This window comes from Brevundimonas sp., assembly GCF_013912065.1.
In the GTDB taxonomy this organism is placed as follows: Bacteria; Pseudomonadota; Alphaproteobacteria; order Caulobacterales; family Caulobacteraceae; genus Brevundimonas.
This window is the reverse complement of the sequence record NZ_JACESA010000023.1, coordinates 1-13,973: the sequence shown is the minus strand read 5'-3', so window position 1 is coordinate 13,973 and position 13,973 is coordinate 1. Positions and strand designations below refer to the sequence as shown.

At 69.0% G+C, this 13,973-nt stretch carries 13 protein-coding genes; 3 read left to right on the top strand and 10 right to left on the bottom strand.

The genetic code is table 11. From position 1 onward, the window contains the following. Window positions 1–60: 60 nt before the first annotated feature. Both H2037_RS15115 and rph read right to left on the bottom strand, forming a co-directional pair. Entirely contained in the window at window positions 61–501 is a 441-nt protein-coding gene (locus tag H2037_RS15115; protein ID WP_292123639.1) for a hypothetical protein, read from the bottom strand. Between the two features lie 66 nt (window positions 502–567). Then, complete coding sequence (gene rph / locus H2037_RS15110) at window positions 568–1,293, bottom strand: ribonuclease PH (RefSeq protein WP_292123637.1); 726 nt, start codon at window positions 1,291–1,293, stop codon at window positions 568–570. A gap of 142 nt (window positions 1,294–1,435) precedes the next feature. Between rph and hrcA the strand changes: the two genes are divergently transcribed. Then, on the top strand, window positions 1,436–2,479 hold the full coding sequence (hrcA, locus tag H2037_RS15105; RefSeq protein WP_292123683.1) for a heat-inducible transcriptional repressor HrcA: 1,044 nt from the start codon (window positions 1,436–1,438) through the stop codon (window positions 2,477–2,479). A 44-nt stretch (window positions 2,480–2,523) separates the two neighbouring features. Next, on the top strand, window positions 2,524–3,123 hold the full coding sequence (gene grpE / locus H2037_RS15100) for a nucleotide exchange factor GrpE (RefSeq protein ID WP_292123681.1): 600 nt from the start codon (window positions 2,524–2,526) through the stop codon (window positions 3,121–3,123). 52 nt (window positions 3,124–3,175) lie between these two features. Here the strand turns inward: grpE and H2037_RS15095 are convergent, their stop codons facing one another. From H2037_RS15095 to rpe, 6 genes are all read right to left on the bottom strand, one after another. Further along, window positions 3,176–5,260, bottom strand: coding sequence for a S8 family peptidase (locus tag H2037_RS15095; protein WP_292123635.1), 2,085 nt, complete (start codon window positions 5,258–5,260; stop codon window positions 3,176–3,178). Between the two features lie 218 nt (window positions 5,261–5,478). Further along, window positions 5,479–6,378 carry a dienelactone hydrolase family protein gene (locus H2037_RS15090; protein WP_292123634.1) on the bottom strand — a complete coding sequence of 300 codons (900 nt, stop codon included), beginning with the start codon at window positions 6,376–6,378 and terminating at the stop codon, window positions 5,479–5,481. Window positions 6,379–6,603: 225 nt separating this feature from the next. Next, window positions 6,604–8,208 (bottom strand): bifunctional phosphoribosylaminoimidazolecarboxamide formyltransferase/IMP cyclohydrolase, encoded by a 1,605-nt coding sequence (purH, locus tag H2037_RS15085; RefSeq protein WP_292123632.1) that lies wholly within the window; start codon window positions 8,206–8,208, stop codon window positions 6,604–6,606. Window positions 8,209–8,291: 83 nt separating this feature from the next. After that, window positions 8,292–8,741, bottom strand: a complete 450-nt coding sequence (locus H2037_RS15080; protein WP_292123630.1) for a hypothetical protein — start codon at window positions 8,739–8,741, stop codon at window positions 8,292–8,294. Then, the gene (locus tag H2037_RS15075) at window positions 8,738–10,591 is read right to left on the bottom strand and encodes a heparinase II/III family protein (RefSeq protein WP_292123629.1); all 1,854 of its coding nucleotides are present in this window, start codon (window positions 10,589–10,591) and stop codon (window positions 8,738–8,740) included. The genes H2037_RS15080 and H2037_RS15075 overlap by 4 nt, the downstream gene beginning before the upstream one ends. Next, entirely contained in the window at window positions 10,588–11,253 is a 666-nt protein-coding gene (gene rpe / locus H2037_RS15070) for a ribulose-phosphate 3-epimerase (protein WP_292123627.1), read from the bottom strand. Before rpe ends, H2037_RS15075 begins: the two co-directional genes overlap by 4 nt. A 102-nt stretch (window positions 11,254–11,355) precedes the next feature. Here rpe and rhuM point away from each other — a divergent pair, with 102 nt between their 5' ends. Then, entirely contained in the window at window positions 11,356–12,402 is a 1,047-nt protein-coding gene (gene rhuM / locus H2037_RS15065; RefSeq protein WP_292123625.1) for a RhuM family protein, read from the top strand. A 55-nt stretch (window positions 12,403–12,457) separates the two neighbouring features. Here rhuM and H2037_RS15060 read toward each other — a convergent pair whose 3' ends face one another. Next, entirely contained in the window at window positions 12,458–13,807 is a 1,350-nt protein-coding gene (locus H2037_RS15060) for an RsmB/NOP family class I SAM-dependent RNA methyltransferase (protein ID WP_292123623.1), read from the bottom strand. Between the two features lie 59 nt (window positions 13,808–13,866). Further along, window positions 13,867–13,973, bottom strand: a 107-nt coding sequence (locus H2037_RS15055; RefSeq protein ID WP_292123679.1) for a hypothetical protein, incomplete at its 5' end; no start/stop codon positions are given.

The following is a 13,973-nucleotide window of genomic DNA, read 5'->3' as shown; positions in this document are numbered from 1 at the left end:
GTCAAGCTGAATGAAGAAGGCCCCGCCGGCGACGGCGGGGCCTTTTTTCATGGCCTGAGCTTAGGAGCGGCACTCCGCCGGAGCGTCGCCGTCCCGTTCCCACAGCTTGCAGGACCGGTCGATCTCGCCCTGGATCAGGTCGCAGGGGTTGGCGGCGTTGCAGGGCGGGCGGGTCGCGGGGCTGACGTGGATGCAGCGCTCGACCAGGCGGGCGGCGGCGGCCTCGCCGATCTGCTCGCGGCAGGCGGTGTCGCTGGCGGGAACCCGTTCAGGCCTCATGTCCGGCCCCTCGGGAATACGGGCCTGGGGCTCCTGCGGCGAGGCCGAAGGCTGAACGGTCGTTTGGGCCGATGTTGGGGCCATGGCCGGCCCTGCAGGCGTCTCGCTCGCGGCGGGAGCGGCCGTGGAGGCAGGTTCGGCCGGCGCTTCGGCGCGCGGCTGGCAGGCGGACAGGGCCAATGCGGCGGCGAGCGCGGTGCAGGCGAACAGGGATGGGCGCATGGAGGTCTCCGGTCGTCGGGACGGGTCATCGACACGATGACCCGTCGCCTGAACGCGTGAAACCCCTTATCGGCTCAGGGCCTGCAACGCCGCCTTCTGCAGGGCGAACAATTCGGTGCAGCCGATCTCGGCCAGGGAGAAGAGGCGGTCGAACTCGGCGCGCGAGAAGCCGCGCTTCTCGCCGGTGGCCTGGACCTCGACGATCTGGCCCGCCCCGGTCAGGACGAAGTTGGAATCGGCCTCGGCCTCGGAGTCCTCCTCGTAATCCAGGTCCAGCACCGGCACGCCGTCGCAGACCCCGCACGAGACAGCCGCCACCTGGTCCAGGATCGGGTCGGACTTCAGCACGCCTTCGTCGCGCAGATAGTTGAGGGCCGAGGCCATGGCGACCCAGGCGCCGGTGATGGAGGCGGTGCGGGTGCCCCCGTCGGCCTGGATGACGTCGCAGTCCAGCACCACCTGACGCTCGCCCAGGGCCTTCAGATCGACGACGGCGCGCAACGACCGACCGATCAAGCGTTGAATTTCCTGCGTCCGGCCGGTCTGTTTGCCGGCCGCAGCCTCGCGACGGCCGCGGGTGTGGGTGGCGCGGGGCAGCATGCCGTATTCGGCCGTGACCCAGCCCTGGCCCTTGCCGCGCATCCAGCCGGGAATGCTCTCCTCGACCGAAGCCGTCACCAGAACCTTGGTGTGGCCGAAGGTGATCAGGCACGAGCCTTCGGCGTAACGGTTGACCCCGGTCTCGATGGTCACGGGACGCAGTTGGTCGTCGGTGCGTTGCGAATGGCGCATGAGAGTCATCCTTGGGAAGTCTGGCCTGAAGTCTGGCCTTGGAAGCCGAGGCGGCGGTGCTTATCCTGAAACCGTGAGCCTGTATGCCCCCAAAACCCCGCCGTTCGACGGCGCCCGGTCCCCAGGTCCGGCCCTCGCAGGGCTGGCGGGGCTGGACGCACGCGCGCGCGACATCTTCCGCCGCATCGTCGAATCCTATCTGGAGACGGGCGAACCGGTCGGGTCGCGCACCCTGTCGCTGGGCGGGATCGCCCTGTCGCCGGCCTCAATCCGCAACACCATGCAGGACCTGACCCTGGCCGGACTGCTGGCCTCGCCGCACACCTCGGCGGGTCGGATACCGACCCATGCCGGTCTGCGTCTGTTCGTGGACGGCCTGCTGGAGATAGGCGACCTGAGCCAGGAGGAACGCCGCGAGATCGACGGGCGGCTGGCCGGACGGGGGCGAAATTTCGAGGCGGCGCTGGACGAAGCCTCAAACCTTCTGTCGGGCTTAGCGGGCGGCGCGGGCGTCGTCTCCAGCCCGGTGCGAGACGCCGGGGTCAAACATGTGGAATTCGTCGCCCTGGGCGGCGACCAGGCTCTGGCGGTCATCGTCGCCGACGACGGCACGGTCGAGAACCGGATCATGAGCCTGTCGGCCGGGGTCACGCCCTCGACCCTGACGGAGGCCTCCAACTTCCTCAACGCCCGCCTGCGCGGCCGGCCCTTCGCCGACGCCAAGCGCGAAATGACCCAGGAGCTGGAGATCGCCCGGCGCGAACTGGACCAGACCGCCGCCCGCCTAGTCGAGGATGGTTTGGCCGCCTGGTCCGGCGGACCGGACCGCGAGCGGGCCCTGATCGTGCGCGGCCGCGCCAACCTGCTGCAGGATGGCGAGGGTCTGGCGGATCTGGAGCGGGTCCGGGTCCTGTTCGACGACCTGGAGCAGAAGGAACAGCTGATCGGCCTGCTGGACGGCGTCGATGCGGCCCAGGGCGTGCGGATTTTCATCGGCGCCGAAACACGCTTGTTTTCACTTTCGGGTTCCGCCGTGATCGCGGCGCCCTATATGAGCGGCCGACAAAGGGTTCTGGGCGCCATCGGCGTCATAGGCCCCGCGCGACTGAACTACGCCCGTGTCATTCCGTTGGTGGACTATACCGCCCGGGTGCTGGGCCGGATGCTGGACGGGAACGACAAGTGAGCGACAAGCCCCTTAACGACGATTTCAACGAACTGGACGCCGACATGGCGGAAACCAACGCCGAACATGGGCTGGACGCCCATCCGTCCGACGACCTGGCCCCGCTGGACGCCGTCATCGCCGAGCGCGACGAGTGGAAGGACCGCGCCCTGCGCGTCGCCGCCGAGATGGAAAATCTGAAGCGTCGCGCCGAGACGCAACAGAACGACGCCCGCGCCTTCGCCATCCAGCGTTTCGCCAAGGATCTGCTGGGCGTGGCCGACAATCTGGAACGCGCCCTGATGGCTGCGCCCAAGGACACCGACGGCCCGACCGTGGCCCTGGTGACCGGTCTGGAAATGACCCAGAAGGCCTTGCTGCAGGCGTTCGAGACCAATGGCCTGAAGCGCGTCGCGCCTGAGGCCGGCGAGGCCTTCAACCCCCATCTGCACCAGGCCATGATCGAACAGCCGTCGGACACGGTGCCGGGCGGCGCCGTGCTCCAGACCATGCAGTCCGGCTTCGAACTGTTCGGCCGCACCATCCGGCCGGCCATGGTCGTGGTGGCGGCCAAGGGTTCCGGCGCGGCTGCGGGACCGCAGGCGTCCAATCCCTATGGCGGCGCCTCGGCCCCCGAAACCCACGCCTTCGACGGCAAGGCCTGATCCTAAGGCCTGATCCTAAGGATCGGAGGCTCGTGCTGAACTCCGCGCCGGATCAGAACCGGCGCCGCCACGCCCCGATCAGGGCGAACTCCGGAGCGGCGTCGGCCACATGGCGGGGTTCGCGGCTGGCTACGGCCTGAACCGTCATGCTGGAGCCGTCCCAGAGCCGGCGCTCGCCGCCCAGGACGAAGTCGATCTGGCGACCGCTGGGCGTGGCCGAGAAGCTGCGGCGCGAATAGGTCAGCGGGTCGAAATACTCCACCGGAACATCCGCCAGATAGGCCGAGAAGGCCCCGCTTTCGATCCGCAGCGGCTGGGACAGGGTGAAGCTGATGCGATCGCAGACCGTCCAGCAGCCGGTCAACAGACCCAGGCGCCAGGTCGAGCTGATCGCCGTTCGCTCCGTGGACAGGAACCGACCTTCCACGCGGGTGGAGCCCATGCCCGCCTCGCCGATCACGGCCAGACCCGGCCGCAGGCTCCAGTCGCCGCCCGCGGCGTAGAAGCTGGTCCGCGACGGCAGGGCGAAGTCCGAACCCCCGGGCAAGAAGGCGCCAAGGGGCCCCAGACGCTCGTCCAGATCGCCCAGGCTGAACGACAGGCCGCCGTCCTCGCCCCGCCAGGCCAGGGTGGCCCGGCTGTAGGTCGAGGCCTCTTCCTCCACGAGGCGGAGCGGCATGCGGCGGTCGCCCGTTCCGGTCTCGGCGGCCAGGCTCAGAGCGCCGAAACGCACCGCGCCCCGCGCCGCATGATCGACCTGAGCCAGGGCGGCGAACCCGTCGCCGGCCGCGCCGTCGAACGGTGATGTCGCCCCGCCCCGACCCTGCCAGGTCGAGAAACTCATCCGCCCGATTGCGACGTCCAGCATGGCCTCCTGGCGCGGCTCGTCGCCCAGCCAGGGGGCGTTGGTCAGGTCATGGCGTGGGGCGATCGGTTCCGGCGTAGCTTCCGGCTGGGACGCCGTCAGGTTCAGCCGTCCGCCGCCGGGCAGGGCCAGGCTGGTGGTCGCCGTCCGGCTCGGCTCGAACGGCGCGGCCTGATAGGAGCGGCTGGGCGCCGTCGGATAGGCCGAGCCCAGCTGAACCGCGAACATCCGGTCATAACTGTCGAACAGGACCGTCCCCAGGGCGGTCTGGCGCGCGAAGGCGTCGCCGAAAGCCGGACCCACGAAACTGCCCGGCTCGGTCTCGGTCACGATGGAGGAACCATCCGCCAGCGGGGTCGAACTGGCCCCGACCGGCCGAAAGGCGCCGGCCATGTCCAGCAGGCCGCGCCCATAGACGATGTCGGTCCCCGCGTCGCCGGCGTCGCGGGCCGTATCGATCAGAATGGCGAGAGCGGCGCGGGCCGTCAGATTGGGGAAGGCGTCCATCAGCAGCGCCAGGGCGCCCGAGACATGGGGCGCCGAGAAGGAGGTCCCATTCACCCGCCAGCAGCTGGTTCCGTCACAGCCGGTGATGACGTCCTCGCCCGGCGCCGAAATATAGCCGGCGGCCGTCACGCCCGCGCGGTTCGAGAAGTCGGACATCACATTGGTCGCGCCGTGCGAGCCGACGGCGATCACGGCGCCCGCGAACCGGGGATCGACCGCATAACGGGCGGGCCAGCCGGGATTGTCCTCGCCATCATTGCCTGAGGAGGCCACGATGACCGCCCCCGAATTGACCGCGCGAAGCAGGGCAGCCTCGAAGGCCGATCCGAAGCGACCGTCGCCGCCCAGGGACATGTTGATGATCTTGACCCCGTTGGCCACGGCGAAATCCAAGGCCCTGACAAGGTCCGAACTGCTGAAACAGACGTCGGTGTTCTCGTCCGTACATTCCGAGATGTCGGTGCGGATCGACAGGATGGTCGATTCATAGGCCACGCCGATCGTGCCCAGGCCGTTGAAGTTCGAGGCGATGACCCCGGAGACCAGAGTTCCGTGGCTGTCGTCGGCGACATAGGGGGTGTTGCGGCCGGGGACCACGTCGGTCGAGGCGCTTGAGATTCGCCCGACCAGATCGGCCTGGCTGTTGCTGACGCCGGAATCGACCACGCCGACCGTCACGCCGTTTCCGGTGGCCCCGGCCTGCCAGGCGACCTCGGCCTTCATATTGGCCAGGCCGTAGTTCCGCAGATATTCGCTGGAGCTCACCGAGGGCGGGGGAGGAGGAGGTGGTGGTGGTGGAGGCGGTGGCGGTACGACCGGGGTGATGGTTGCACCGCCGCCTCCGCCCCCGCCGCCTCCGCAGGCCGCGAGGGGCAAGACCAACAGACCTGCGCTCAGCAGGATCGCTCTGCGAAACCTCGAACCGATCACCTTCGCCCCTCCATGACACACGGCGCTCCACAGTGTGTCATGTCAGTAGCAACTCAACTCCTTAAAGTTTTATCGAAGACCGCCAGCAGTTTCGTCCAGCCGTCCTTGGCGTCCGCCTCGGCGTAGCTGGCGCGATAATCGGCGTGGAAACCGTGGGGTGCGTCGGGATAGATCACGATCCCGCTGTCTGTCTGGCCGGCCCGGGCCAGGGCCTCGCGCATCCGCTCGACGCTGGCCACGGGAATGCCCTGATCCCGGCCGCCGTAAAGGCCCAGGACCGGCGCCTTCAGGTCGTCCGCCAGATCCACCGGCCAGGGCTGGCCGGACGAAATCTGCGCCGGCGCCGCGTCCGGCGACGGGGCCAGGCGGCCGTACCAGGCCACGCCGGCGCCGATGACGGCGAACCGCGCCGCCGCCTGCCACACCACCTTGCCGCCCCAGCAGAAGCCGGTGATCCCGACCTTGCCGTCGCGCGACCACAGCTGCTGGCTGGCCCATTCCAATGTCGCCGACAGGTCGCCCATCACCTGTTCATAGCTCGCCGCCCCGACGATCTGCATGATCCGCTGCATGTCCGACAGGGGCGCCGGATCCTCGACCCGGGTGAAGAAGGCCGGCGCGACCGCCGCATAGCCCTGCTTGGCCAGGCGCCGGCAGACGTCCTTGATATAATCATGAACGCCGAAGATTTCGGACACCACGATCACGACGGGGAAGGGGCCGTCGCCGGCGGGACGGGCGACATAGGCGGCCAGTTCGAACCCGTCCGGCGCAGGATAGGTCACCTCCGCCGTTTCCAGTCCGGCGGCGTCGGTGGCGATCGGCTTGGCCTCCTTGGCCAGGGCCGCGACAGCGTAGCCGGAGAACAGCAAGCTCCCCAGGGCGCCGACCGCCCTGCGGCTCAGTTTAAGATCGTCGGCGGTCTGGCCTTCGGGACGGATCAGGGTGGTCATCGGACGGCTCCAGAAACGGGTAACCACAGACCATCACGACCACGCCTCACCGTCCAGTCACGTTAAGGGGGACCGCGCCGTATCGACAAGCCGGATAAATTGTCGAGGTTGGAGCCCCGAGTCTCCATGCAATGTCGAGGTCTCCACCATCAAAATCTGGGCCGAAGAGCGCTCAGGTCGCGAGACGTCGCGCGTCGGGCGGCAGCGCCCTTCTCCCCCAAGGGATCAGTGCCGGAAGACCCGCACCCCCGTGAAGGCCATGGCTATGCCCTGCTCGTCGGCGGCGGCGATGACCTCGGCGTCGCGCATCGAGCCGCCCGGCTGGATCACCGCCGTGGCCCCGGCCGCGACCGCTTCCAGCAGACCGTCGGCGAAGGGGAAGAAGGCTTCGGAGGCGCAGGCCGAGCCCTGGGCCAGTGAATGGGCGAGGCCTTTCGCCTCGCCCGCCTCCTTGGCGCGGATGGCGGCGATGCGGGCGCTGTCGCGACGGTTCATCTGGCCCGCGCCTATGCCGGCGGTCTGGCCGTCCTTGGCGTAGACGATGGCGTTGGACTTGACGTGTTTGGCCACGGTGAAGGCGAACAGCATGTCCTGGATCTCGGTCGGCGTCGGCTGGCGGCGCGTGACGATCTTCAGGTCTTCCGGCTTGATCAGGCTCCGGTCGCGGCTCTGGACCAGGAAGCCGCCGGCGACCGAGCGGAACACCTCGCCCGGACCGTGCGGGTCCGGCAGGCCGTCGGTGATCAACAGGCGCAGGTTCTTCTTGGCGGCGAAGACTTCCTTGGCCTCGTCGTCCGCGCCGGGGGCGATGACGACCTCGGTGAAGATGCCGGTGATGGCGCGGGCGTCGTCACCGTTCAGCGGACGGTTGACCGCGATCACGCCGCCGAAGGCCGAAACGGCGTCGCACTCCAGCGCGCGGGCATAGGCTTGCGACAGATCCTTGCCCACGGCCACGCCGCAGGGGTTGGCGTGTTTGACGATGACGCAGGCGGGGGCCTCGAACTCGGCGACCAGCTCATAGGCGGCGTCGGCGTCGGCGATATTGTTATAGCCCAGCTCCTTGCCCTGGACCTGTTCGGCATAGGCCACGCCCGGACGGGCTTCACCGGTGCGATAGAAGGCGCCGGTCTGGTGCGGATTCTCGCCATAGCGCAGCGTCTGGGCCAGCGACCCGGCGATGGATTTGCGGGCCGGCGCCGCGTCCTCGACCTGCTGGGCGAACCAGCCGGAGACGGCGGCGTCATAGGCGGCGGTGCGAGCGAAGGCGCGGGCGGCCAGCTGCTTGCGCAGGGCCAGATCGGTCGCCCCTTCGGCCTTCAGCGCCTCCAGGATCAGGGCGATGGACTCTCCATCCACGGCGACGGCGACATAGCCGTGGTTCTTCGATCCCGAACGGATCATGGCCGGCCCGCCGATGTCGATATTCTCGACCGCCGCCTCGAACGAACCGCCGGCCGCAACCGTTGATTCAAACGGATAGAGATCGATCCAGACGATATCGATGGCGCCGATGCCGTGGTCGCTCATCGCCTTGGCGTGTTCGGCCGCATCGCGCACGCCCAGCAGGCCGCCGTGGACCACCGGATGCAGGGTCTTGACCCGGCCGTCCATCATCTCGGGGAAGCCGGTCAGGTCGGCCACGTCCTTGACGGGCAGACCCAGTTTCTCGATCGCCGCGCGGGTGCCGCCGGTCGAGACCAGTTCGACGCCCAGATCGTGCAGCGCGCGAGCGGCGTCTTCCAGCCCCGCCTTGTCGGATAGGGAAATCAGAGCGCGTTGCGGCTTGACCCGGTCAGGGGCGGGCGGAAAGTCGGGAGCGGCGGGCATGAAGCGGCGTCCGTGAAGGCTGGGGGAGGATGGCGGGGCGTCTAGCACCGGGGCGCCGGTGCGTCATCCCTTGCCTTAATAGGCTAGAGGTTTCCTTTGATCGGAAAGTCTCTGAGGATTTGGGCGCATTGGGCGATGAGCCCGGGGAGATAGCTCTGGTCAAGCTCGAGCTCGAACCGATGGGTTTGCGTCATCGGATCGGGGGTCGCTTCGATAACCACATCTAGATGACCTAGCGCCGCGCTGGTGACCTTGGCATTGATGTAGGGCTCAAGACAGCGGAGGTGAGCGACGCCCTCCAGCCGAAGATTCAATGTCGAAAGCTCGTCACGAAACGACGAGATTTCGTCACTTCGTATCCATGGGCCCTGGATATCGATGCGCGATCCGGGCGCCTCTATGTGGGCGTGGATGTTGATCCAGTTGGCGTCATCATAATCGACAGAATCCGCAAACTCCCGCGAGAGGGTCCAAATAGATAGCCAACCAAGCTTGAGGTCGGGTTCTCCATAGAGGGCTTGCGGATGCTTCACGTCGGATCGCCGCTCGCGCCCGCCGGGCTCAGCTTCCAGCGGATCTTGGTTTCGCTGTCGGTCCGGGCCGAGCCGCGCACCACGATCTGCAGCGAGCGGCGGGTCAGGCCGGCGTCGATATGGACGCTGGGCTCGATGGCCACGTCGGGCCCGTCGGTGCGGAACCACCAGCCCCGGCCCGAGGCGCCGCGCAACAGGATCGAACGGCGATCGCGCGCCAGGGAAGCCTGCACCCCCGGCTCCAGATGGAAACGAATGGCGTAGGGGGCGGCGATCTGGCGGATCATTTCCTTGCGTCCGGGCGTGGGAAACAGCCGTTCCTCGGCTCGCAGTTCGTCCAGCCTCTGGTCCAGATACAGGCGGCGCTGGTGGTTCAGGCCGAAGGCCTCGTTCCAGCCGTCATGCTCCATGTCCAGCCAGACGGCGCCGTCGCCGTCGCGCTCTTCGGTCGTGACATGGATCGGCGGCCCGACCAGGCGCGGCCCCAGCAGCTCGCCCTTCCAGCCGCCCAGCGGCTCGTTCAGCGACCGCTCGCCCAGGGTCAGGGTCGAATGGCCCGGCGTCAGACGCAGGGCCTGTCGATCCGTGGCGCGCGGCGTCCAGCCCGAGCCGGTCACCAGCCGGTCCTTGCCACAGGCGATCTCCAGCGCCATCGGCTGGGCGCAGGCCGTCGCCCCCCAGCCGCCTTTGGCCGGAGGCGCGGCGTCGGCGACGATGGACAACAGCGGACTGGCGATCCGCACCAGTCCGGCGACGGTCCCGACGGGCGGATGGGTCGGATCGGCCTTGCCCGAGGCGGTCGCGGCCTCGTCATGGGCGCGGGCGGCGGCGACGCGCGCGGCGGTCGACGGCCCCCCGCCCTGGAAACTGGCCAGGCGGCCGTCGGGCAGGGTCAGCAGGCGCAGGCCCTGGGTCAGGCGGCCGATAGCATCCGACACCGCCTCGGGCGTCGGTTCGGACAGCTGGGCCAGGGCGTCGTCCAGGGTCAGAAGGTCGAGCAACAGCTCCAGCCCGGCCTCGGGACTGCGCGAGGCGTGGCCGCCGTCGGCCTGGACCGTGGTCCCCAGGGCGCCTGTCAGGGCGGACAGGGCGCGCCGGCGCAGGGTCTGGCCCGGCGCCCCGGCCAGGACGCAGCCGCCAATGGCCGCCGCCGTCAGCCGTTCCGCCCGGGTCGCCAGACCGCCCGGCGGCCGCAGCAGCTGGCGGGTCTGGCGCGCCAGACAATCGGCCAGTCTCAACCGCTCGGCCTCGGTCGCGACGGCGCCCATCTTGCGGGCGGCGCAGGCCAGGTTGATCACCCGGCGCGGCAGGATTTCTGGACCCCAGGCGAAGGGGGACCAGCGGGCGAAGGCGTCGGCCCAGCCCAGGGTCAGGCGCAGGGCCTCGCGCGCCCCACGTTCGCCCTGGGCCATCAGGGCGGGCAGCCAGCTGAAGGCGTGCAGTTCGACCGCGAACGGCCGCGAGGGACTGGGGCGGTTCCACGGGTCGGCGGGCGGCTCGACCTCCATCGACGCCCCCGCGAGGACGAACCGGCCGACCAGCAGATTCTTGCCCGGCGCCGGATCGTGCGGCCGGAAATCGCGCGGCGTGGCCGCGAAGGCCGTGACCTTTCCCCCGCCCAGGATCGGCCCCAGCGTCAAGCCGTAGCCCGGCAGGCCGTAAAGCTCGATCCACAGTTGACGGGTCGCCAGCCGGCCGGCGATGGCGGGCCATAGGCCGGGGCCGGTCGTGGTCTCGCCCGGTCGCACGGGAGTCCGGACCGGCGCCCCCGGAAGACCGGGAATCTGGCCGGAGGCGACGTCAGGCGTCGTATCGACGCCGCGCGGGGCGAAGGGGCTGATCGGGCTCACGCGGCGTCCGGGACCGCCTTCAGGGCGGCGATATTGGCCGCATAGTCGCCCTTGAACACAAAGGAGCCGGCGACCAGAGCGTCGGCTCCGGCGGCGACACAGGCCGCAGCATTGGCCGAGGTCACGCCGCCATCCACCTGCAGATGGGCCGCCGATCCGGCGCCGTCCAGAATGGCGCGGGCCCCGGCGATCTTGCGCAGCGAACTGTCGATGAATTTTTGCCCGCCGAAGCCGGGATTGACCGACATGATCAGCACCAGGTCCACCAGATCGACCACTTCTTCCAGGATCGACAGCGGCGTGGCCGGATTGAACACCACCCCGGCCTTGGCCCCCAGCTGGCGGATGCGACCCAGGGTGCGGTGCAGGTGTGGACCGCTTTCGGGGTGGACGGTCAGCAGGTCGGCCCCCGCGTCGCGATAAGCCTCCAGCCACGGATCGACCGGTGCGACCATCAGGTGGACGTCGAACGGCAGGCTCGTGTGCGGCCGGATCGCCTTCACAATGTCCGGACCCAGGGTGATGTTCGGCACGAAATGTCCGTCCATCACATCGACATGAATCCAGTCGGCGCCCGCGGCTTCCAGCGCGCGGACTTCTTCACCCAGACGCGCGAAATCGCTGGCGAGGATGGACGGGCAGATCAGGGGTGTAACGGCCATGACCTCGGGATAAGGCGACCCGTCTGTCGGGGCAACCGGCTTGGCGAGGACGCATCGCCGTGTTCTACTCTTGTTCACGCCAAACTCGCGGGGAAGCGCTCGATGTCGATGGAAGACCTATCCGCCGCAGAACCGGTCCGCGTCTTCGAGGACGGCTCGGGCGACCGTTTCCTGATCTATGGCGCCCACGACGGCGCCAGGGTCGAAATCCGCTTCGACGGCGACGCCCTCTGGATGAGCCAGGCCCAGATCGCCGGTCTGTTTGGCAGGGACGTCTCGGTCATCTCACGCCACATCGCGTCGATCCTCGAGGAGGGTGAACTCGACGAGTCGATTTCTTTGCAGAAAATGCAAACAAATGGCCGAGGCCGCCCCGGCGTCCTCTACAGCCTCGATATGGTGATCTCGGTCGGCTACCGGGTCAGTTCGGTCCAGGCGACCCTGTTCCGTCGCTGGGCGACGGCGGTGCTGATCCGTTTCGCCACGCGTGGCTTCGTCATCGACGTGGAGCGAATGAAGGCGGGCGGCGAACAGGATCGCATCCGCGACCTGCGCGACATCATCCGCGACATCCGCAGCGAGGAGGCGAACCTCTATGCCGAGATCCGCCGGATATGCAGCCTGTGCCAGGATTATGATCCCAGATCGGACGCCTGGCGCAGCTTCTATCGCAACACCCAGGCCAAGCTCTGCTACGCCGTGACCAGCCAGACGCCGGCCGAGGTTCTGAGGGCGCGCGCCGACCCGACGGCGCCCGACATGGGGCTTCAGGTCTGGAAGGGCGAACGGATCGGCGCGAGCGACGTGACCGTGGCCAAGAATTTCCTGGCGCCGGGCGAGGTGCGCGAACTGAATCGACTGACCGATCTGTTGCTGACCATCTTCGAAGACCAGCTGGAAACCGGCCGCATGACGACCATGGCCGAGGCGGCCTCCCTGCTGGACAAACAGTTGAAGGGTCTTGGCCGGGTCGTGCTTTCGAGCGGCGGGGGCGTTTCGAAGGACGACGCCGACCGCCATGCCAGAACAGCCTACAAGGCTTATGACGCCGAGCGGAAAGCGAAGGAAAAAGCGCGGGCGGAGCAAGACTACGCCGAACTGCGCAAATCCGCCGACATCCCGCCCGCATCGAAACGCGCGCCTCGTTAAAGCCTAGAGCCTGATCGACTGAGCAGGCCTTACGTCCAGCTCAGTCGATTTCGCTCTAGCCGATCCGTTCCAGTTTGGCGGCGAAGAAGCCGTCGAGGCCGCCGCGTTCGGCCCACATCGAGGGCAGAATGCGCAACCAGCCTTCCGGAGTCAGGGCTTCGGGCGGGGCGCCGACGGCCGAGGGGTCGGCGGGGACGGTGCGGAAGCCCGGGTTGCGACGCAGGAAGGCGATCACCTGGGTCTCGCCCTCCTCGCGTTCCAGCGAACAGGTGCAATAGACCATCCGCCCGCCCGGCTTCACCCGTTCGGCGGCGGCGTCCAGCAGGCGGTGCTGGACGTCGGCCAGCTTGGCGACCTCGGCGGGCTTGGTGGCGCGCAGGACTTCCGGGTTGCGCCGGAAGGTGCCGGTCGCGGTGCACGGAGCGTCCAGCAGAACGGCGTCGAAGCTGCGGCCGTCGGCCCAGTCCTCGGCCGGAACGGCGATCACCTCGGCGGTCAGGCCGGTGCGTTCGAGGTTCTGCTCCAGACGTTTCAGGCGCGGCGCCGACCGGTCCAGGGCGACCACTGATGCGCCAGCGGCGGCCAGTTGCAAAGTCTTGCCGCCCGGCGCGGCGCACATGTCCAGGGCTGTCTCGCCCGGCTTCACGTCCAGCAGACGGCCGGGCGCGGCGGCGGCGGCGTCCTGCACCCACCAGTCGCCGTCCTCGAAGCCGGGCCAGCCGGCGACGTCGCCGCGACGCCCGGTGCGGACCGTCCCGCCACCCGGTCCGGCATGAAGGACTTCCCCCTCGACCGCATCGGCGATCGCTGCGGCGTTCGCCCCCGGCTTCAAACTCAGATCCGTCGCCGGCTCCTCGCGGGCGGCCAGGGCCAGGCCGGTGACGGCGGCCTCGCCATAGGTCGCCTTCCAGCGGGCGGCGATCCAGTCGGGCAGATTGCTCTCGGCCGTCGTCAGGCCGGGGCCGTCGCGGCCCACCCCGCGCAGCACGGCGTTGACCAGGTTCTTGTACGGCCGGGTCTTGGGATCGCGCTCGGCCAGTTTCACAGCCGTCGAGACAGCGGCGAAGGCCGGGGTCTCCAGCACCAGGGTCTGGGCCAGGGCGATCCGCATCAGGGTGCGGACCGCTTCGGGCGGGGACTTCTGCAGCCGACGATCCAGGATCTGATCGATCTCGCCCAGGCGGCGCAGCGCCGCCATGGCCACGGCGCGGGCGAAGGCGCGGTCGACGGGCTCCAGGGCGCGAGCGGCGGGCTGGGACAGGGCCTCGTCGAGGCCGTTGCGCTTCTCCAGCGCCGCGTTCAGCAGGAGGCCGGCGACGACGCGGGCCTCGACCCCGATGTCGTCCTGCGACGGCGCGTCGGCGACGACGGCGGGCGCGGGGCGCGGCCGACCCTTGGTGGCCATGCGACGGCCGCGCGCCTGCGAGCTGTGACCGCTGCTCGCGCCTTTTCTACCGTCGTCGCTCATACGGCGACCTGCGCGCCCAGCTCGACCACGCGGCCGGGCGGGATGTGGAAGAAGTCGGTCGGATTGGCGGCGTTGCGCATCAGGAAGATGAACAGCCGGTCCT